Origin of the sequence: Nocardia tenerifensis NBRC 101015 (genome assembly GCF_000308715.1) — a bacterium.
GTDB classification, from domain to species: domain Bacteria; phylum Actinomycetota; class Actinomycetes; order Mycobacteriales; family Mycobacteriaceae; genus Nocardia; species Nocardia tenerifensis.
On sequence record NZ_BAGH01000614.1, the window covers coordinates 1 to 20473 of the forward strand.

Genomic DNA, 20473 nt, shown 5'->3' on the forward strand with positions numbered 1-20473 from the left:
CCTGCTGGCGTTGGATATTGGCCTCGAACTGCCGTTTGCCCGCCGAATACTGCTTGGGCCAACCGATTTCGGTGTAGCCGATCCGGGCGGCCTCGGTGAGGGTCCAGGACGGGTTCGCCAGGTGCGGGCGGGCGATGGCGCACAGGTCGGCCCGGCCCGCGGCCACGATGCTGTTCACGTGGTCGGCCTCGGAGATCGCGCCGACGGCGATCGTGGCGATCCCGGCCTCCTGGCGCACCCGGTCGGCGAACGGCGTCTGCCACATGCGCCCGAAGGTCGGTTGCTCCAGCTTGGTCACCTGGCCCGACGAACAGTCGATCAGATCGGCGCCCGCCTGCTTGAACCACCGGGCGATCTCGACGGCGTCGACCGGCGTGATGCCGCCCTCCGCCCAGTCGTGCGCCGAGATACGCACCGACATAGGGAGTTCCGCGGGCCACGCCGCCCGCACCGCCGCGAAAACCTCGAGCGGGTAACGCAATCGGTTCGGCAGCGACCCGCCGTACTCGTCCGTGCGCCGGTTGGTCAGCGGGGAGATGAAGCTGGACAGCAGATAGCCGTGCGCGCAATGCAGTTCGAGCCAGTCGAAGCCCGCCTCGGCCGCACGGTGGGTGGCGGCGACGAACTGGGCGGTCACACCGTCCATGTCGGCGCGGGTCATCGCCCGCGACCACTGGCTCTGCCCGTCGAGGTACTGCTGCGGCGAGGCGGAGATCAACGGCCAGTTTGGTTCGTCGTCGTCGGCGGTGAGCGGTTGGTCGATGCCGTCCCACATACGCCGGGTGGACCCCTTCGCGCCCGAATGTCCAAGCTGCATGCCGATTTTCGCGTCGGTGTTCGCGTGCACCCAGTCGGCGATGCGCTGCCAGGCCCGCTGTTGCTCGTCGGTGTAGAGGCCGGGGCAGCCCGGCGTGATCCGGCCCGTCGCGCTCACACAGGTCATCTCGGCGAACACCAGCCCGGCGCCGCCCTGCGCGCGAGCGCCGAGGTGCACCAGGTGGAAGTCGCCGGGCACCCCGTCGACGGCCGAGTACTGGGCCATGGGGGAGACGATGACCCGGTTCTTCAGCGTCACCGAGCGGACCGTGTACGGCGTGAACATCGGTGGGACGGAAGGCTCTTCGGCGGAGCGCGCCATGCCGGCCCGCGCGTCGAACCAGCGTTCGTAGTTCTCCAGCCAGGTTTTGTCGCGCAGGCGCAGATTCTCGTGGCTGATCCGCTGGCTGCGGGTGAGCATGGAGTACATGAACTGCTCGGGTTCGAGCTGGTCGCAGTATCTTTCGCCGCACACCTCGAACCACTCCATGGCGTTCCACGCCGCGTTCTGGAGTCGCAGCGCGTCGATCGACCGGATCTCCTGGTAGTGCGTGAGCACGTCGGGCAGGTCCGCGGGTGTGTCGCCGTGCTCGCCCAATTGGCGCACCAGCTCGATGGCGTCCTCCAGGGCCAGCTTGGTGCCGGAGCCGATGGCGAAGTGCGCGGTGTGCACGGCGTCGCCCATCAGCACGACGTGGCTGTTGCCGTTGTGCAGCCACCAGCGCTCGCATTTGACCCGCTGGAAGTTCTGCCAGCCCGACCCCGGTAGGTGGCGCGAGTTCGTCATGAGCTTCGCGCCGCGCAGGTTGTCGGCGAACACCCGCTCGCAGAACGCCACCGACTCGTCCGGCGTGGCCTGGTCGAGTCCGTGTGCCCGCCAGACGTTTTCGGGGGCCTCGACGATGAAGGTGCTGGTGTTGTCGTCGAACTTGTAGATATGCGCCTGCAGCCAGCCGTGTTCGGTCTCGACGAAATCGAAGGTGAAGGCGTCGTAGAGCTTTTCGGTGCCCAGCCAGATGTAGCGGTTCGGGCGCGTCACCAGGTCGGGCGCGAACACGTCGCGGTGGCGGCCCCGGATCTTCGAGGAGATGCCGTCGGCGGCGACGATCAGATCCGCGTCCGGGAACTCCAGCTCGGAGGCGACCTCGCGGTCGAACTCCAGCCGCACCCCGACCTCCTCGCAGCGCGCCTGCAGGATGTTCAGCAGCTTCTTGCGGCCGATGCCGACGAAACCGTGCCCGCCCGAACGCAGTACGCGGCCCTTGAAGCGCAGTTCGATGTCGTCCCAGTGGTTGAAGGCCGACTCGATCCGGTCCGCGGTGGCGCGATCCCACACGCGCATCGTCTCCATGGTGGCGTCGGAGAAGACCACGCCCCAGCCGAAAGTGTCGTAGGGGCGGTTGCGTTCGACCACGGTCACCTCGTGGTCGGCGTTGAGCTGCTTCATCAGCAACCCGAAGTACAGTCCGGCGGGTCCGCCGCCGATGCACACGACCTTCATGCGCTCTCCTCAGTCGCGGTACGAAGTACTTTACATCTAAAGCTTTAGATCTGAAGTACTTTCGCCGGATCGAGGAGGGCGGGCTACTTGCCGGCCGCGCGGTTCAACTCGTCGCGGAATTCGTCCTCCGACGCGCCGAGCCGCCAGTACCCGCGAAACGTCACGTCCCCCTTAGGGATACGTCGTTCATTCACCAGGTGGCGGCGCAGCGCGCGCACGACACCCGACTCGCCCGCGATCCACGCGTACGGCCGCCCGTGCGGCAACGCGGCGTCTTCGATCGCCGCGAGGATCCGCCCGCGCTCGCGATCGCCGTGCACCAGCCAGGTGATCTCGGCGTCGGCCATGGTGTTCAGCTCGCGGCGATCGGCCTTGTGCGGCACCTCGATCCAGACCTTGGCGACCGTGCCCGCGGGCAGCGACTCGAGAATGCTCTCCGCGGCGGGCAAGGCCGTCTCGTCGGCGGCGATGAGCACGCACCCGGCGTCGTCCGGCGGGCGGAAGGAGACGCTGCGATTGTCGCCGTCGGACGGTCCGAGGATGGTCACCCGATCGCCCGGCCGCGCCCGCGCCGCCCACCGCGCGGCCGGGCCGCCGTCGGCATGGCTGACGAAATCTATGTCCAGCTCATGGGTTTCGGGCCGGTGCTCACGCGCGGTGTACGCGCGCATCACGGCCCGCACGGCCGGATCGACGGCCCGCCACTCGGCGAACCAGTCCGCCCCGGCGTCGACCGGCACCACCGGCCGCGACTGACCGGGGTGCGGCAAGAACAGCGACAGACTCTGATCGCGTCCGCCGCTGGCGAATCCGGCCAGCGCGGGGCCGCCGAAGACGACCCGGAGCTGAGAGTGGCTGAGCGGCTGGGTCCGTAGGACGGGCACGTTCTCGAAGAAGCGAAAAGGCTGGGCGCGCATGCTGACTCCGCTCACGTGACTTTAGTGGATCGTCGGAGGTTCGCGGCCAGATCCTCGAGCAGCGGCGCGGTCCCAGCGTGGGAGAACCGGTAGATCGGCTGCCATCCGCCGATCTGGTTGGCGCGCACCGCCGCAAGGCCGCGCCAGACCGGGTTCGCGGTGAGCGCCTCCGGCGACAGGCCGGTGGATCGGCGATCGAGCAGGATCAGGTCGGCCGGGTACCTGTCGGTGTGCTCCCAGCTCAACTCCTCGAAGAAGCCGTCGCCGCCCACGTGCTCCGGCCGGACCATCCGCACGCCCAGTTCCTCGAAGAAGCTCAGGTCGGCAGCGGCTTTCGGGTCGGACACGTAGAAGATGCCCGGTGCGGCGGAGGCGGCCAGCACGCGCAGGCCCGGACGCTGCGCGGCCGCGTCGCGCACGGCTTGCGCCGCCGCGTCGAACCGAGCCTTCGCCGCAACAGCCTTGGGCGCGCTGAGATCCGCGCCGAGCGCGCGAGCCAGCTCGGCGTAGCGGGCGATGGTCTCCGGCAAGGTGCGGTGCGCGACCCGCACGGCCGCCACATTCGGGTTGACCGTCAGAATCTTCGCCTTGCTGCCCTCCGGGACGTACCAGAGTTGGTCCGGCACATACATATCCGTGACGAGCAGATCGGGTTCGAGTGCCGCGTACTTCTCGACGTCGAACTCGCCCCAGTTGTTGCCGAGGACGGTCAGCTTGCCGAGGTCTAGCTCGCCCGTGAGCGGGGCCAATTCGTCGGCGGCCGTGCGAGTTTCGCCGAACACGCCGACGATGCGGTCCTGCAGGCCGAAGTCCGCCAGCATCGCGGCGGCGCCGACGAACGCGACGATCCGGGACGGGGTGTCCTTCGTGTGGACGGTGCTGCCCCGGTCGTCGGTGAACGACCACCCGCCCGGCCCGGTGAACGGGTCGTCGTCGGGCCGCCCGCCGCACGCGGTGGCGAGGGCGCCGAGCCCGACCATGCCCGCGGTCGCGAGCAGGCGACGGCGCGAGAGCTGGATTGTGTCCATGGCGGCCATTAGAACGACTGGCCCCCAGTTAGGCAAGCCTCACCTACATGAGGTTGGTCACCCGCGCGCTCAATAAAGCAGGTTCGCGCCGAAATCGGGGATCGCCCCGGCGTCGATCAGCCGCCGCCATTCGTCGAGCCGGCCGCCGTGTAGCTCCCAGAACTGCCGGCACAACTCGAAATAGGCGAGGACGACGTGGCGCTCGCCCTTCTCCAGAAGATCCTTCGCCAAACTCATGTTCGGGCCGAACGAATTCATTTGCGGGGAGCCGGGACTCGCGCCCGCCGCGAGTAAGTAACCCTTGGCGTCGTCGATGCGTCCGGCACGCAACGCGATGCGCCCGAGGACCATATTCGCGTCGTGGACGGCGTTGCCATAATTCCAATTGCCCTCGTACTGCGGAGTGATAGCCATCAGCTCCTGGGCATAGGCGCGTGCCTTGCGGATTTCACCGGCGTTGAAGCAGTCCTTGGCCAGCTCGCGCAAGTCATAGAATCTGTCTTCGGCCTCCTCCCGCGTCAACGGCCGTGCCGGCGGGGCCGGGACGTCGGACCGCGTCAGGCGGGATAAGACGACCCGGACGACCGCCCCGACCGCCAGCGCGGTCACCGCGAGCAGCCCGGCTATCCGGGGTGGCGCGGGCCAGACGGAATTGTGCTGCTTTATCCGCGGCCGGTCGCTCGCCGCCGAACGGGTGGTCGTTTGCTCTGTCATTGCGGTCTAACCTCGTTGAACACGGTTCCCGGTCCGCTCGTTCGGACCACTGGGCTCATCGACAGTTTCGCGCGCCCCGCGACCGACACCCGTAACTTTTCGATCATTTCGCTGATCAACCGTCCAGCGGACGAATCGAACTGTACCGCTTTCACGCCGACGGCGTCTGCTGTCCAACAACTTTCCCGTTTCCGAGACAGACCGGGATCGAATGCGTCTGGATCTGACCACAATTCGTCCACCGGTCGGGTTGTGCACCTGTTGAAACGTGCCGGTTGGTAGGCATCGACGATCATGGAGACCGGATTCGCGGCGTCGGCCAGACGACCGGCCCGATCGGCATGACTCGCATAGTCCTTGCGCGCCAACGCGCCCACCCCGGCTCGCCGAACACCATGGTCTCTCGCGCCGGGCCCCACGCTCGCCGTGCAGGTCGAGGCGGTCTCCGTCATTTCGTGCGCACCCATGGCGTCACATCGAACGGTCAATGGACGCCGGACAACCGGCGCGTGTGACGGGCGCGGCGATGTGACCTGTGTCATAGGCGAGCGGTGTCACGGAATCGCGCTGCCCGGCATCTGGTGGGGTGACAGTCGAAGGCTTGGACAGGAGTCACCCATGGCAGGTACGTCGAAGACGGCAGCGGACGGTAACGGTCACGATCCCGCGACGGCGGTGTTCATCACCCATCGCAACCTGCTGTTCACCGTCGCCTACGAGATGCTGGGCTCGGCCGCCGACGCCGAGGACGTGCTCCAGGAAACCTGGTTGCGTTGGGCCGGCGTCGATCTCGGCACGATCCGCGACCAACGCTCCTACCTGGTCCGGATCGCCACCCGCCAGGCGCTCGGCCGGCTGCGCACGCTCGGCCGTCGCAAGGAGTCCTATGTCGGCTCGTGGCTGCCCGAGCCCCTGCTCACCGCGCCTGATGTGGCCGAGGACGTGGAGCTGGCGGAGAGCGTCTCGATGGCGATGATGCTGGTGCTCGAGACGCTCGCGCCGACCGAGCGGGCGGTGTTCGTGCTGCGCGAGGTCTTCGATCTGTCCTACGAGGAGATCGCCGAGGCCGTCGGCAAGAGTCAGGCCGCGGTGCGCCAGATCATCCATCGGGCCCGCGCGCACGTCTCCGCGCGCAGGCCGCGCGGGGTCGTCTCGCAGACCGAGACGAGGGACGCGCTCGCCGCGTTTCAGCACGCGCTGGAGACGGGGGAGATGGGGCACCTGCTCGACATCCTCGCGCCCGACGTCGTTTTCCTCGGCGACGGAGGCGGGGTCAAGCAGGCCATTCTGCATCCCGTCCACGGCGCCGACGAGGTCGCTCGCTTGCTCGCCGGCGGCTTCGAACGGATTCGCGCGACGATGACGGTGGAGGCGGCGCTGGTCAACGGCGCGCCCGCGCTGGTGTTCCGGCTCGACGGCGAGGTCGACACCGTCATCGCGCTGCACGTCGACGACGGCCTCATCGCCGGTCTCTACTCCGTGCGCAATCCGGCGAAGCTGTCGCATATGGAGCACGCGACCACCCTGCGCCGCTGATCGCCCATGATCGGCGGTGGCGAAAACCTCAGGCCGAGGTGGCGGTGATCATCAACGGGCGTCGACGCACAGGCGGACCATCGGCAGATTGTGCACGGGCGTGCCCGTGGCCTTTTCTATGGTGGCACGCAATCGGTGCCACGCCTTCGGGTGCTCGCGCACGTAGTGCTCGAGGGCGGCGGCGGACTCCTGCTCGGTCATCGGGGTCGCGGTGGCGGGCGCGGAGCGCAGGGTTCCGATGGAGACTCGGACTTTGGCATCGGCCAGGACGTTGCGATACCACTGCGCCTTGCTGCCGAACCCGGACACGACCACGAACTCGCCCGAGGCCGGTCGCTGGACGACCTCCAGCACCACGAACCGCGCGGCGCCGCTGCGGCGACCGGTGTGTTGCAACATCAGCAACCGGGAGCCGAACAGAAATCCGAGACCGGCCCGATAGAGCCGGATCGGCGCCCGAACGAACCATCTGGTCTGTAAAGCGCGTGCGCCCAGATTAGCGATTGCGGACATTATCTTCCTTCGCGAGACCGGCGGCTCCGTTATTCCCTTCCCGTGTCGGGATCGGGACGCTGTCGATCGTATCCGGAAATTTCGTCCGTCCGATGGCGGCGATATGGCGGCGAATAGGTCGGGAATCGCCACCACGTGACATATCACTCGATGACAGGCGACGCGTCCTTCGGAACACTGGATTGCGGTTTCGATCACGGAACGGCCCTGTTCAAACATGGTGATATGCCACCTGACAATGCCGATCGGAAGGAAGTTCGCGAACTCATGGCACCGTTGGCGCCGACCACGGATACGCTCAAGATCGCATTGGAGATGGCGGGCCGCGCCCCGTCTATCCACAACACCCAGCCGTGGCGATGGCGAATCCGAGACCATGCCGTCGAGCTGTGGGCCGACCCCAGTCGGCACCTCGCCTCTTCCGATCCCACCCAGGGCAAGCTGATCGTCAGCTGCGGCGCCGCGCTGCATCATCTGCGCGTCGCGCTCGCCGTCCTCGGCTGGTCGGCCCTCGTGACGCACCTGCCCGATCCGGACGAACCGGACCATCTGGCGACCATCGAGTTCGAGCCGCACGAGCCGACCCAGGCCGATATCGACCTCGGCGCCGCCCTGCTGCAGCGGCACACCGATCGCCGCGGATTCCGCTCGTGGGAGATCCCGTCCGGGCACATCAAGACCATTTCGACGCGGGCCGCGAAGTTCGGCGCCGTGGTGCGCCACGTGCCGGACCCGCTGCGGCTGCGGTTGGTGCGCCCCTTCCAGGACGCCGTGCGCCGCCACGCGGAAGACTCCGAATATCAGCACGAACTCGCCGAGTGGAGCGGGGGCCGCCGCGCCGAGGACGGCGTGCCTGCCGCCAATGTTCCGCAGCCGCACCAGGTCGACCAGATTCCCGCGCGGGTGTTCGCCGACGCCGAGCTGATCGACGAGCTGGACCAGCCGGACGCCGCCGAGTGGGTGGTGATCTGCACGCCATACGACGATCGGCGCTCGCAGCTGCGCGCGGGGGAGACCACCAGCGCGCTGCTGCTCGAGGCCACCCGTCTCGGACTGTCCAGCGGCCTGCAGACCGAGCCGCTCGGCCTGCCCGAACTGCGCGACGACATCCGGTCTGCGGTTCTGTACGACTGCGCCTTCCCGCAGGCGATGATCCGCATCGGCTGGGTGCCTACCGGGTCCGCGCCGCTGGCGCCGACACCGCGCCGCCCGGTCGAGTCCATGATCGACGCGTACCCTGTGCAGGACAACCGCCTTCGGGTGTGATCAATAGTGTGGGCCTTCTCGGACAGTAGGGCGTTCGTGTTCGGCTCGCGCGGATCGCATCGGTTGACGGGCGTGGCAATTCATCGGATGATTAGATGGAATCGCCGATTGCTCAAGGGGTTTCAGCTATGACAGCCAGTGGTGGAGCGTGTGGAGAACTGGTATGGGGTGGCTGGGTAGGTTAGCCGAGGTGCTGGGCGTCAAGGTCGGCGTCGCCGACGTGCCCGACGATCGCCTGCCGCAGGTGGTGCAGGCCGCGGAGCGATACGCGATCGAAGCGGAGGAGCGCTGGCGTGCGCTGCCGCTGGACTTCAAGCTGTGGGACGAGGAGATCGAGGGGCGGGTTCGTGGGCGGCACCCGCGCCTGGTGAGCGATTCGTCGCCGTCGGTGGCCCGCGTCAGAGCACGGCGACGGCGCGGCCGGGGGTAATCGGCGGCAGGCCGAGCGTTCGCGCTGGGGGAGTATTTTAACCTTGGGGCTCAAGGCTTTTCGGTGTCCACCGCGTGGATCGATACTCGTCGCCGATGTGCCCTCGCCGAATTCAGCGGTGGCGCTTGACCTTTCATGGCGGTCACGGGGTCGAGGTGCGCAGGGCGCGGCGAGCGGCGATCGAACCGAAGGTTTCGCGGTCGGCGAGGAAGCCCTCCAGGGCGAAGGTCGCGGCACCCAGGCTCGCGGGATTGTGCGGCAGCGTCGAAAGTTGCAGTGTCACAGCGGCGAACGGGTCGGTCATCGCGTGGCGCGCGGCGACGCGACGGGTCACGTCCAGCAGCCGCGCGCCCAGATGGTCCGCGACGAGATCGCCGAACACGATGGTTCTCGGGTTGAACAGATTCACCAGATTGGCCACGGTGACGCCCAGATAGTTGCCGGTCTTGTCGATGACCTCCAGGGCGACGGCGTCCCCCCGATCGGCGGCCGCGGCGATGGCCGCGATGGTGACCGCGTCGTCGGCGTCGATCAGCGGACTCGACGGCGCCAGCTCGCGCAGCGTGCGCACGATGCCGGGCGCGCCCACGTACGCCTCGACGCAACCCATTCGCCCGCAACGGCATTCGCGTCCGTCGAGCACCAGGTTGGTGTGCCCCCACTCGCCCGCGCTGTTGGTGACACCGCGGTAGAGCATGCCCTCGACCACCACGCCGATGCCGACGCCCGCGCGCAGCGTGACGACGATCAGGTCGTCCACGTCCCGGCCCGCGCCGAACCACAGATGCGCCGCGGTACTGGCTTTCAACGGATTGTCCAGGTAGAGCGGGTAACTCAGCTGCTGTTCGAGCAGCTGCGCGAGCGGCACGTCGTGCCAGTGCCAGTACGGCGAGAACACCGAGACGCCGCCGACGGGCTCGACGAGGCCGGGCACGCTGAGCCCGACGCCGAGCACCTTGTCGGCGTCGGCGGCGGTCAGCTCGCCGATGCCGCGGGTGATCAGCGCGACGACGTCCGCGGGCTCGGTGGCCGCCGGGTCGACCGGGATCTCGACCGAGCGCTGCACCGTCATGGCCAGATCGAACAGGTCGAAGTGGAGCGCGGTCTCGGCGATGTCGACGCCGACCAGCATGCCGCGCTCGGGATTGATCGCGAGCTGGGCGCGGGGCCGTCCGATGCCCGGCGCGTCGTAGCCGAGCTCGACGAGCACGCCGACGTCGAGCAGTTCGGAGATCATGTTGCCGACCGTCGCGAACGACAGGCCGGTCGCCCTGGCGATCTCCTGCCTGCTGCTGTGGCCGACGGCGGCGTACACCGCCTGTAGTACGCCGAACCTGTTGCGGCGTCGGATGTCGCGCGCGGTCAGCTGATACACGGGTCGGGCCTCCTCGTCCGCTGGTGGTCGCAAACATACCCAACGACTTCGACCAACAGTATTTACAACAGTTATCGGAAGTCTTACTGTAACCGGCGTCACTACACGACGCGAGTGTGCGTCAGACCACCGAGGAGTGCCCATGTCCTGGACCCATCGACGACGCTGGACCAGTGCCGTTCTGTGCGGAGTCTCGCTGGCCCTGGCCGCGACCGCCTGCTCGTCGGGCAAGGAGAGCGACACCGCCGCCAACGGCCCGCAGCACCAGACGGGCGCGATCAGCCTGGTGTACGCGCAGAAACAGGGCGACCAGGAGTACTTCATCGGTGAGGCCGAGGGTGCGAAGGCCAAGGCCAAGGAGCTCGGCGTCGATCTGAAGGTGGTGAACCTCGGCAACGACGCGAACAAGGCGGTCACCGAGGTCAACAACGCGATCAACCAGAAGGCCACCGGGGTGATCGTCGTGGTACCCGATCCATCGGTGGGCCCGCAGGTCGCCCAGCTCACCAAGACCGGCGGCGTCGCCCTGCTCACCTCCGACGATCAGGTCTGCACCACCGGCCCGGATCCGGCGAAATGCGCCAAGGACCAACTGGTTCCGCGCGTCGGCTTCAGCGGCACGCAGATGGGCACCGAGGTCGGCCGCCGGGCCGGCGAGGACTTCAAGAAGGCGGGCTGGAAGCCGGAGGAGACCGCGATCGTCGACGCCTGGAAACAGGATGTGACGGTCTGCACCGACCGGGTCCAGGCCAACAAGAAGGCATTCCGTGAGGCGGCGGGGGTGGACGTCAAGGTGATCGATGTCGGCACCGACAACACGCCCTCCGACGCGCAGAACAAGATCTCCGCGACCGTGGCGGGCAACCGATCGGTCAAGAACTGGATCGTCATGGGGTGCAACGACGAGAACGTCAGCGGCGGCGTCGCCGCCATCCAGAACGCGGGCTACGCCGCCGACAATGTGCTCGGGGTCGGCCTCGGCGCCTACCTCGCCTGTAAGGAGTGGCGCGGCGGCAAGCCGACCGGGTTCAAGGCGGCGCTGTTCATCAACGGTAAGGACGTCGGCGCGCTCGCGGTGCAGACGATCTACGACTACCTGAAGAACGGCAAGGCCATGCCCGCCGAGGCCTTCGCGCCGACCACGATGGTCGACTCCAGCACCTGGCAGCAGGCCGGCGTCCCATGCAGCTGACCGGTCTGCGCGCCACCGGCCTCAGCAAGAGCTTCGCCGGGGTGCCCGCCCTGCGCGACGTGAGCCTGGACTTCCCCGCCGGCGCGGTGACCGCGCTGATGGGGGAGAACGGCGCGGGCAAGTCCACCCTCATCCGGATCCTGGGCGGCGACCACCGCCCGGACAGCGGCCGGCTCGAGCTCGACGGCGTCGCGCTCGCACCGGCCACCCCGGCCGACGCGCGTGCGGCCGGGATCCGGGTGATCGGCCAGGAACCGGAGATCGTGCCGCACGTGTCGGTCGCCGAGAACGTCTATCTCGGGGCGCTGCCGCGCCGGGCGGGCCGCCTGCTCGACCGCGCGGCCCTTCGCGAGCGGATGCGCACCGACCTGGCCCGCCTCGGCTTCGACCGCGACCTCGATCCGGACACCCTCGGGTCGAAACTCACTGCCGCACAACGGCAACTGGTCGAGATCATGCGGGCGCTCACCACCGACGCCAAGGTGATCGCCTTCGACGAGCCGACCTCCTCGCTGTCCGACCACGAGACCGAGTCGCTGTTCGCGCTGATCGGCCGGCTGCGGGCGCGCGGGCTGGCGGTGATCTACGTGTCGCATCGGATGCGGGAGATCTTCCAGCTCGCCGACCGGGTCGCGGTGGCTGCGCGACGGCGCGCTGGTCGGCGTGCGGACGACCGAGGAGACCAGCGATCAGGAGATCGTCCGCATGATGGTCGGGCGCGACCTGTCCACGCTGTTCAGCCGGGGGCCGAGCACGCCGGGCCGGGTTGTCCTCGAGGTCGACGCGGTCACCACCGACGACGTGCGGGAGGTGAGCCTGCGGGTGCGGGCGGGCGAGGTGGTCGCGCTGGCCGGGTTGGTCGGCGCGGGCCGGTCCGAACTGGCGGGCGCGCTCGCCGGTGACCTGCCGATCCGTTCGGGCACGGTGCGGGTGGACGGCAGCCAGCTGCGGCTGCGTCAGCCGCGCGACGCGGTGCGCGCCGGCGTCGGCTACGCGCCGGAGGAGCGCAAGGCCCAAGCCCTGCTGCTGCATCGCGGTGTGCGCGACAACATCTCGCTGGCCATGCTCGATCGGCTGCGGCGGCTGCGCTTCGTCCGGGCGGGGGAGGAGCGCAGGCTCGCCGAACGCTATGTCGAATCCCTGCGGGTGCGCACCCCCTCGATCGAGCAGGAGGTGCGCAAGCTCTCCGGCGGCAACCAGCAGAAGGTCGTTCTCGCCCGCTGGCTGGCCCGCAAACCCAAGGTACTGATCCTGGACGAGCCGACCCGAGGCGTCGACGTCGGCGCCAAGGCCGAGATCTACCGCATCATCGAGGAATTGGCCGAGGCCGGGGTCGCGGTGCTGGTGATCTCCTCGGAACTACCCGAGGTGCTCGGCCTGGCCGACCGGATCGTCGTCATGCAGCACGGCCGCGTCACCGGCGAGCTGGAGCGCGAAGAGGCCAGCGAGGAGGCCGTGTTGGCCCTGGCCATGGCCGAGGACCTGACGTCGCACACATCGCGAGGAAACCAATGAGCGAGCAACAACTCGAACTACAGCCGGTGGCGGTCCCCGCCGCCGCCCCGCCGCGCGCCCGCTACACGGCCGCGCTCACCCCGCGTCGCATACTGCACGCGATCGGCCCCGGAAATCTCAGCCTGATCGGCGCGCTCGCGGTGATCGTGGCGATCTTCGGCTCGCTCAACGACGGCTACCTCGATCCGGCGAACCTGGCCGGAATCGGCGATGCCGTCACGGTATTCGGCTTGCTGGCCGTCGTGCAGACCGTGGTGATCATCTGCGGCGCGCTCGACATCTCGGTCGGCTCGCAGGCCGGCGTCGCCTCGGTGATCAGCGCGATGGCGTTCACCGCGGCCTCCGGCAACGCCCTGCTCGGCATCCTCGCCGCGGTGGGCGTCGGGCTGGTGCTCGGCGTGGTGAACGGGCTGATCATCGTGTACGGCCGGGTGAACCCGGTGATCGCGACGCTGGCCACGCTGGCCGCGTACAAGGGCCTGGCGCAATTGATCTCGGGCGGCAAGGCTCAGGGGTTCGTGCTGGACAACGACCTGTTCATCTTCCTGGCGCGCGGCAAGATCATCGGGCTGCCGGTGCCGGTGATCATCCTCGCGGTGGTCGCGCTGGCCGTGCACGTGCTGCTGAAGTACACCGACATCGGCCGCAACATCTATGCGATCGGCGGAAACGACACGGCGGCAAGGCTTTCCGGCATCAATATCAACAAGTATCTGATCGCCGTGTTCGTTCTCGCGGGTCTGGTGGCGGCGATCGCGGGCGTCATCCTGACCGCGCGGACCGGATCGGGCCAGCCGGTGTCGGGTAGCGAGGGGCTCGAGCTGAAGGCGATCACCGCGGCGGCGCTCGGCGGGTGCGCGCTCAAGGGCGGCAAGGGCACGGTCGGCGGCACGCTGCTGGCGGTGGTGCTGCTCGGCGCGCTGGACAACGGGCTGAATGTCGTTGGTGTCAATACGTTTTGGCAGAACGTCGCGCAGGGGTCGCTGTTGGTCGCGGCCGTGGTGATCCAGCAGCGACGCAGCGGGGAGCGGGCGGTCGGGTTGCCGACCTAGTGGTGTACAGCCGCACATCCGGTGACATCCGCACGCGTGTCAGTGCGAGTCGGTGTGCGGGAAATCAGGACAGGTGCGGGTTCCGATCGACACACGTCGCTCGGCCTCGCCCACCGGCAGTCAGGAGCGAACCATGATCACGATGCGCGCGCGTCCGTGCGCCCCGCCGCCGGGTCGGCTGTGTGAGAGTCCGGTGTGGGACAGCCGATCCGACGAGCTGGTGTGGGTGGACATCCGCGGTGGACACATCCATCGGGCGGCACTCGACCCGGCGGCACCCGACCTCGTCCCTCGGTCGACGCTCAGCCTGCCGCCGCCGGTCAGCGCGGTCGTGCCCTGCGCGTCCGGCGGACTGGTGGCGACAGCGGGGGACACCTGCTACCGCGTCGACGACGACGGCAACGCCACCCGGATCGCCTCGATACCGTTGCCGGAGGACGGGATTCGGCGGCGGCTCAACGATGCGAAGGCCGATCCGCACGGACGCCTGTTCGCGGGCACCATGTCCGAGGACGGCGTCCAGGGCAGTGCCGCGCTCTACCGGCTCGACCCCGACGGCGCGCTGAACACCGTGCGCACCGGGGTCACCATCTCCAACGGACTCGACTGGAGCCCCGACGGCACCGTCCTCTACTACGCGGACAGCCCGACCAAGACGGTCGAGGCCGTCGAGTACGACATCGCCACCGGTGCGCTCGGCGAGAGCCGGCCGTTCGCGCGGTTCGACGACGGCGAGCCCGACGGGCTGACCGTCGACGGCGAGGGCTGGGTGTGGGTGGCGGTCTGGGGCGCCGGGCAGGTGCACGCCTTCGACCCCACCGGCCGGCGGCGCGCGATCATCGAGGTCGGCCCGTCGCAGGCCTCCAGCTGTGTGTTCGCCGGGCCGGACCTGGACGTCCTGGTGATCACCACGGCCGGGGAGGGACAGGCCGCGGACGAGCCCGATGCCGGCCGCCTCTTCGCCTGTATTCCGGGGGCGATCGGTCTGCCCGGAACCTCTTACGCCGACTCGGGATTGGTGCGCAGCGATGGCCGATAATCTGTTGGAGCTGGACACGCCGGTCATCGCGATCCTGCGTGCGCCCACCGCGGCGCGGTTCGCGGAGGTCACCGCGGTACTGCAAGAATCCGGCATCACCGCGGTCGAGTTCACGCTCACCTCCGAGGGCGCCCTGGACGCCCTGCGCGACTGCGCCGACTTCGCGTACCCCATCGGCGTCGGCACCGTCCGCACCGCCGAGGACGCGAACCGCGCGGTGGACGCGGGCGCCGCCTACCTGATCACCCCTGTCGTCAGCGACGAGGTCATCCACGAGGGCTATCGACTGAGCATCCCGGTCATCTCCGGCGCGTTCACCCCCACGGAGATCCACCGCGCCTGGGTGGCGGGCAGCACGATGATCAAGGTCTTCCCCGCCTCGCTCGGCGGCCCCGACTACCTCCGCGCCCTCCGAGCCCCGCTCCCCGACATCCCCCTGGTGCCGACCGGCGGTGTAACCCACGACGCCGCCAAGGCCTACTTGGACGCAGGCGCCACCGCCCTGGGCATCGGCTCACCCCTCATCGGCGACGCCTGCACCGGCGGCGACCTCAACGCCCTACGCGATCGAGCCCTGGCCCTCCGCGAGGAACTGAAGTGACCGCGTGTGGGCGAATGGCCAACGGGCACAACACGGCTCCCCGAGATGACTCTCAGTGGACCGGGCGGGACGGATTGTCATGAGGGGCAAGCTGGTAACGCTCGGGGAGGCCATGGGGGTCGTCGCGGCGACGGAACCCGGGCCGCTGGCGCCGGGGGCGGCGATGCGGATGGACTTCGCGGGGGCGGAGGCGACCGTCGCCATCGGGGTGAGCCGGTTGGGGCACGAGAGTGCGTGGGTGGGCAGTGTCGGTGCGGACGCGGTCGGCACGATGGTGCTGGATCGGCTGCGGGCCGAACGGGTGGACGTGTCCCGCTGCCGGATCGATCCGGAGCTGCCGAGCGGGCTGATGATCCGGGAACGGCGCACGGCCGACCGGATTCGGGTGACGTATTACCGTGCGGGACTTGCCGGTTCGCGCCTGTCGGTAGGTGAGGTCGATCCGGAGCAGATCGCTGAGGCGAGCGTTCTGCACCTCACCGGCATCACCCCGGCGCTGAGCGCGACCGCCCGCGACGCCGTGCACGCCGCGCTGGACGCGGCGGTCGACGCGGGCGTCACCGTGTCGCTGGACCTCAACTACCGCAGCGCCCTGTGGCCCCGCGCGGCCGCCGCCGCGGAGCTGGCGAAACTCGTGTCGCGATCCGACATCGTCTTCGCCGGACCCGACGAGGCGGCGCTGCTGGTGCCCACCGCGAGCCCGGCCGCCATGGCCGAATCCCTTGCGGCACTTGGCCCGTCGCAGGTCGTGCTGAAGCTCGGCGCCGAGGGAGCGCTCGCCCTGTACCGCGGCCGCATGCTCAGGCAACCGGCGTTGCCGGTGACCATGGTCGACCCGGTGGGCGCCGGGGACGCGTTCGTCGCGGGCTACCTCGCGGGCGTCCTCGACGGCGGCTCGGTCCGGCACCGCCTGCGACAGGCCGCCACCTGCGGCGCGTTCGCGGTATCCGTGCCGGGCGACTGGGCGGGCCTGCCGTTCCGGCACGAGCTGGAGCTGCTCGCGGGCACGGACATTCAACGATGAAGGGAAGCGCAGTGAGTCGTCTGGCAGATCGAGTCGTCGTAGTCACCGGCGCGGCGTCGGGCATCGGCGCCGCGACGGCAAGGCGCCTCGCCGCCGAGGGAGCCTCGGTCGTCATCGCCGACATCGCCGAGACCGGCGGCGAAGAGGTCGCCGCGAAGATCCGCGCGGCCGGGCACCGCGCCGAGTTCGTTCGGTGCGACGTCTCGCGCGAGGAGTCCTGGGAACACCTGCGCGACCGGGTCAACGACCTGTTCGGCCCCCTGGACGCGTTGTGCAGCAACGCCTCCCGGCAAGCCACCATCCCCGCGCACGAGCTGACCCGCCCGCAGTGGGACGAGGGCTTGGCGATCAACCTGACTCCGCTGTTCCTCGGCGTGCGCACCTTCATCGATGACCTGCGCGCCCGCGCCGGCAACGTGGTCGCCATCTCCAGCGTGCACGCGCAGTTCGGCCTGCCCGGCTACCCGGTCTACGCCGCGGCCAAGGGCGGATTGACCGCGCTCGTACGGCAACTCGCCGTGGAGTACGGCGCGGCCCGCGTGCGGTTCAACGCCATCCTGCCGGGCCCCGTCCTCACCCCGGTCTGGGACGACGTCGACGAGGAGGGCAGGCGACTGTCCGCGCGGGCCACCGCCCTGAACCGATTGGGCGCACCGGAGGAGGTCGCCGCAGCGGTCGCCTTCCTCGCCTCCGACGACGCCTCGTTCATCACCGGAGCCAACCTCGTCGTCGACGGCGGCTGGAGCGTACGAAAGGAGTCCCGGTGAAGATCACCGCCCTGACCACCTACCTGGTCGCGCCGCGCTGGTGCTTCCTGCGCGTCGACACCGACGAGGGCATCACCGGCTGGGGTGAGCCGGTGATCGAGGGCCGCGCGCACACCGTCGCCGCCGCCGTCGGCGAACTAGCCGACTACCTAGTCGGCAAGGATCCGATGAGCATCGAGGCGCACTGGCAGGCGCTCACCAAGGGCGGCTTCTATCGAGGCGGGCCGATACTATCGAGCGCGGTCGCCGGCATCGACCAGGCGCTCTGGGACATCACCGGCAAGGCCCTCGGCGTCCCGGTGTGGCAGCTGCTTGGCGGCGCGGTCCGCGATCGGGTCCGGGTGTACAGCTGGATCGGCGGCGATAGGCCCGACGACGTGGCACGGGCCGCGCTCGAGCGAAAACAGCAGGGCTTCACCGCGATCAAGATGAACGGCTCCGCCGAGCTCGAGGCCATCGACACGCCACGCGCCACCACCGGCATCGTCGACCGCGTCGCCGCCGTGCGCGAGGCCACCGGCGACGACTTCGACATCGCGGTCGACTTCCACGGCCGCCTGTCCGTCGCGATGGCGCGGCGGGTGCTGCCGCTGCTCGAGCCGTACCTGCCGTTCTTCGTCGAGGAACCGCTGGTGCCCGAGGTGAGCGACCGGATCGGCGAGATCACCGGCGCGACGAGCATTCCCATCGCGACCGGCGAACGGCTCTACTCCCGCTGGGACTTTCGCACGGTGCTCGACCAGGGTGTCGCGGTCGTCCAGCCGGATCTCTCGCACGCGGGCGGCATCTCCGAGGTTCGCCGGATCGCCGCGCTCGCCGAAAGCCGGGACGTGGCCCTCGCGCCGCACTGTCCGCTCGGCCCGATCGCCCTGGCCGCCAGCCTGCAGGTCGGCTTCGCCACCCCCAACCTGCTCATCCAGGAACAGAGCCTCGGCATCCACTACAACACCGGCTCCGACCTCCTCGACTACCTCGTCGACCCCGGCGTCTTCGCTTACCGCGACGGTTACGTCGACCTGCCGCACGCGCCGGGCCTCGGCATCGAGATCGACGAGAAGGCGGTGGCGCGCGCCGCCGAACTGGGGCACCGATGGCGCAACCCGATCTGGCACCGCGCGGACGGATCGTTCGCCGAATGGTGAATCACATTGCGAGCGGGCAGATCCCGCAGCTACGCCGAAGGAGATTGCCGTGGTCGCACACATCCTGATTTCCGCCCTCCGACTCGCCGCACCGGAACCGGTGCGGACGGACGGACCCGACGCTAGCGCTGTCGAACGCGCCCCGAGCGCGGGTGAGACGGTCGGTCATGACGCGCGCGTCGAACGTACAGTGGTCGACAGGCGTGCGACTCCGGCCGCGCCGCCACCGGGTGAGAGCCTCCACACGGTGCGGCAGGTCGAGTGAGCCAGCTCACTATTCGATCTTGTTTACTCGCGAAAACGCGTTTGAACAGCGGTTTCGCCTCAGTTTAGACCCCGCTCAACCGAAAAATCCGGTGAATCTTGTCGGTACCGAACGGTTTACTGGTGCACACGCGATGAGTTCGAGCTTCCGAGTCCGTCTCAATCACTGTGGCACCGGGAACCCGGAGCCCCGCACATCACCATCGAACGTCTGAGCCCGGAGGTAACCCGATGTCCGTCGATATATCCGCTCCCGCGAAGGGAGGACGGACGCCGCTCGTGATCCGGGTATTGGTACTCGCGACCTTCGTGGTGATCCTGAACGAGACCATCATGATCAACGCGATCCCGCGGCTCATGGAGGATCTCCAGGTCACCGAGCGCGCGGCGCAGTGGGTCTCCACCGCGTTCATGCTCACGATGGCGGCCATCATCCCCACGACCGGCTGGTTCCTGCAACGGGTTTCGACCCGCCGGGCCTACGCGACGGCGATGAGCGTCTTCCTGGCAGGCACCGCGCTCTCGGCCATCGCGCCCTCGTTCGAGGTGCTGCTGCTCGGCCGGATCGTGCAGGCCGGCGGCACCGCGGTGATGATGCCGCTGCTGATGACCACGCTGATGACCGTCGTGCCCGAACAGGACCGCGGCCGGGTGATGGGCAACGTCACCCTCGCCATCTCGGTGGCTCCCGCGATGGGTCCGGTCATCTCCGGTCTCGTCCTGCAAATCGGTTCGTGGCGTTGGCTTTTCGTGCTGGTGCTGCCGATCACGGCGGTGGTCGCCTGGCTCGGCCTCCGGCAGCTGGAGAACGTCGGTGAGCCGCAGGCCGGCGCCATCGACTGGGCCAGCGTCGTGCTGGCCGCGCTCGGCTTCGGCGGCCTGGTGTTCGGGCTCAGCCGCTTCGAGGCAGGCAACCTCACCGCTCCGGCCCTGATCGTCGCCGCGGGCGCGGCGCTGATCGCCGGGTTCGTGTTCCGTCAGCTTCGCCTGCAGCGCACCGGAACTCCGCTGCTCGACCTGCGGGTCCTGCTGGCGGGCACCTACACCAAGGCGCTGGTGCTGATGTCGGTCGCGTTCATGGCGATGCTCGGCTCGATGATCCTGCTCCCGCTGTACCTGCAGAACCTGCGCGGCCTCAGCCCGCTGGCGACCGGCCTGCTGGTGATGCCCGGCGGTATGGCGATGGGTCTGCTCGGCCCCACCATCGGAAAGCTGTTCGACCGGTTCGGCGGACGACCGCTGGTGATCCCCGGCTCGATCGGCATCGCCGTCGCGCTGGCCGGGTTCACCCAGATCTCGATGACCATGCCGTACTGGCAGCTGCTCGGCCTGCACATCCTGCTGATGCTGTCGCTGGCCGCGGCCTTCACGCCGGTGTTCACCCTCGGCCTCGGCGCGCTCACCCAGGATCTGTACTCGCACGGCAGCTCCATGCTGGGCACCCTGCAGCAGGTCGCCGCGGCCTTCGGCACCGCGCTGGTGGTGACCGTGATGTCGGCCAGGAGCAGCTCGCTCGTCGACGACGGGATCGACGCGGTCACCGCGCATCTGGACGGCATGAAGCTGGCCTTCCTCGTCTCCGCCGTCCTGGCGCTCGTCGTGATCGTGATGGCGGTCCTGCTGCCGAACCGGTCGACCGCGCATGCGGAGTCCGACGAAATCGAGACTGCCGCACCCGAATTGGTGAAAGGCTGAGACCTAGTACGACACACCGAAACCCCCGGCTGTGCGCGCATGCCGGGGGTTTCGGCGTTTCGCGTCCCCGGTCCGCGCACCAGTTT

General features: G+C 69.0%; 20 protein-coding genes. 13 read left to right on the forward strand and 7 right to left on the reverse strand.

Going from position 1 to position 20473, the window contains the following annotated elements:
* The 5 genes from ON39_RS44545 to ON39_RS49530 form a co-directional block, all read right to left on the reverse strand.
* Positions 1-2317 (reverse strand): bifunctional salicylyl-CoA 5-hydroxylase/oxidoreductase (locus tag ON39_RS44545; RefSeq protein ID WP_040743361.1); only part of this gene is annotated, 2317 nt, incomplete at its 3' end.
* 83 nt (positions 2318-2400) lie between these two features.
* Positions 2401-3249, reverse strand: coding sequence for a siderophore-interacting protein (locus ON39_RS44550; RefSeq protein ID WP_211336503.1), 849 nt, complete (start codon positions 3247-3249; stop codon positions 2401-2403).
* Positions 3246-4262 (reverse strand): ABC transporter substrate-binding protein, encoded by a 1017-nt coding sequence (locus tag ON39_RS44555; RefSeq protein WP_246003209.1) that lies wholly within the window; start codon positions 4260-4262, stop codon positions 3246-3248. The genes ON39_RS44550 and ON39_RS44555 overlap by 4 nt, the downstream gene beginning before the upstream one ends.
* A 69-nt stretch (positions 4263-4331) precedes the next feature.
* On the reverse strand, positions 4332-4976 hold the full coding sequence (locus ON39_RS44560; RefSeq protein WP_051187937.1) for a hypothetical protein: 645 nt from the start codon (positions 4974-4976) through the stop codon (positions 4332-4334).
* Positions 4973-5344, reverse strand: a complete 372-nt coding sequence (locus ON39_RS49530; RefSeq protein WP_157195665.1) for a hypothetical protein — start codon at positions 5342-5344, stop codon at positions 4973-4975. The genes ON39_RS44560 and ON39_RS49530 overlap by 4 nt, the downstream gene beginning before the upstream one ends.
* A 250-nt stretch (positions 5345-5594) precedes the next feature.
* Between ON39_RS49530 and ON39_RS44565 the strand changes: the two genes are divergently transcribed.
* Positions 5595-6512, forward strand: coding sequence for an RNA polymerase sigma-70 factor (locus ON39_RS44565; RefSeq protein WP_040743367.1), 918 nt, complete (start codon positions 5595-5597; stop codon positions 6510-6512).
* A 51-nt stretch (positions 6513-6563) separates the two neighbouring features.
* Here the strand turns inward: ON39_RS44565 and ON39_RS44570 are convergent, their stop codons facing one another.
* Complete coding sequence (locus tag ON39_RS44570) at positions 6564-7025, reverse strand: nitroreductase family deazaflavin-dependent oxidoreductase (RefSeq protein ID WP_040743369.1); 462 nt, start codon at positions 7023-7025, stop codon at positions 6564-6566.
* A gap of 267 nt (positions 7026-7292) precedes the next feature.
* Here ON39_RS44570 and ON39_RS44575 point away from each other — a divergent pair, with 267 nt between their 5' ends.
* A complete protein-coding gene (locus ON39_RS44575; protein WP_040743467.1) occupies positions 7293-8291 on the forward strand; it encodes an Acg family FMN-binding oxidoreductase in 999 nt (332 codons plus the stop codon).
* A gap of 163 nt (positions 8292-8454) precedes the next feature.
* Entirely contained in the window at positions 8455-8721 is a 267-nt protein-coding gene (locus ON39_RS44580) for a hypothetical protein (RefSeq protein ID WP_146251383.1), read from the forward strand.
* A 142-nt stretch (positions 8722-8863) separates the two neighbouring features.
* Here the strand turns inward: ON39_RS44580 and ON39_RS44585 are convergent, their stop codons facing one another.
* Positions 8864-10096, reverse strand: coding sequence for an ROK family transcriptional regulator (locus tag ON39_RS44585; RefSeq protein ID WP_040743374.1), 1233 nt, complete (start codon positions 10094-10096; stop codon positions 8864-8866).
* Positions 10097-10238: 142 nt separating this feature from the next.
* Between ON39_RS44585 and ON39_RS44590 the strand changes: the two genes are divergently transcribed.
* The 10 genes from ON39_RS44590 (at position 10239) to ON39_RS44635 (ending at position 20387) form a co-directional block, all read left to right on the forward strand.
* Positions 10239-11288, forward strand: coding sequence for a substrate-binding domain-containing protein (locus ON39_RS44590; RefSeq protein WP_051187938.1), 1050 nt, complete (start codon positions 10239-10241; stop codon positions 11286-11288).
* Positions 11279-12190 carry an ATP-binding cassette domain-containing protein gene (locus ON39_RS50330; RefSeq protein ID WP_218006209.1) on the forward strand — a complete coding sequence of 304 codons (912 nt, stop codon included), beginning with the start codon at positions 11279-11281 and terminating at the stop codon, positions 12188-12190. Before ON39_RS44590 ends, ON39_RS50330 begins: the two co-directional genes overlap by 10 nt.
* On the forward strand, positions 12099-12803 hold the full coding sequence (locus ON39_RS50335; RefSeq protein ID WP_218006210.1) for an ATP-binding cassette domain-containing protein: 705 nt from the start codon (positions 12099-12101) through the stop codon (positions 12801-12803). The genes ON39_RS50330 and ON39_RS50335 overlap by 92 nt, the downstream gene beginning before the upstream one ends.
* Entirely contained in the window at positions 12800-13855 is a 1056-nt protein-coding gene (locus tag ON39_RS44600) for an ABC transporter permease (RefSeq protein ID WP_085998379.1), read from the forward strand. Before ON39_RS50335 ends, ON39_RS44600 begins: the two co-directional genes overlap by 4 nt.
* 133 nt (positions 13856-13988) lie before the next feature.
* Positions 13989-14894 (forward strand): SMP-30/gluconolactonase/LRE family protein, encoded by a 906-nt coding sequence (locus ON39_RS44605; protein WP_040743473.1) that lies wholly within the window; start codon positions 13989-13991, stop codon positions 14892-14894.
* The gene (locus tag ON39_RS44610; RefSeq protein WP_040743376.1) at positions 14884-15495 is read left to right on the forward strand and encodes a bifunctional 4-hydroxy-2-oxoglutarate aldolase/2-dehydro-3-deoxy-phosphogluconate aldolase; all 612 of its coding nucleotides are present in this window, start codon (positions 14884-14886) and stop codon (positions 15493-15495) included. Before ON39_RS44605 ends, ON39_RS44610 begins: the two co-directional genes overlap by 11 nt.
* Before the next feature lie 79 nt (positions 15496-15574).
* Positions 15575-16519 carry a sugar kinase gene (locus ON39_RS44615; RefSeq protein WP_040743378.1) on the forward strand — a complete coding sequence of 315 codons (945 nt, stop codon included), beginning with the start codon at positions 15575-15577 and terminating at the stop codon, positions 16517-16519.
* Positions 16520-16530: 11 nt separating this feature from the next.
* Positions 16531-17286, forward strand: a complete 756-nt coding sequence (locus ON39_RS44620) for an SDR family NAD(P)-dependent oxidoreductase (protein ID WP_211336504.1) — start codon at positions 16531-16533, stop codon at positions 17284-17286.
* Positions 17283-18428: a galactonate dehydratase gene (dgoD, locus tag ON39_RS44625; RefSeq protein WP_040743383.1), complete on the forward strand. Its 1146-nt coding sequence runs from the start codon at positions 17283-17285 to the stop codon at positions 18426-18428. The genes ON39_RS44620 and dgoD overlap by 4 nt, the downstream gene beginning before the upstream one ends.
* A gap of 495 nt (positions 18429-18923) precedes the next feature.
* Entirely contained in the window at positions 18924-20387 is a 1464-nt protein-coding gene (locus ON39_RS44635) for an MDR family MFS transporter (protein ID WP_040743387.1), read from the forward strand.
* Positions 20388-20473 lie beyond the last annotated feature (86 nt).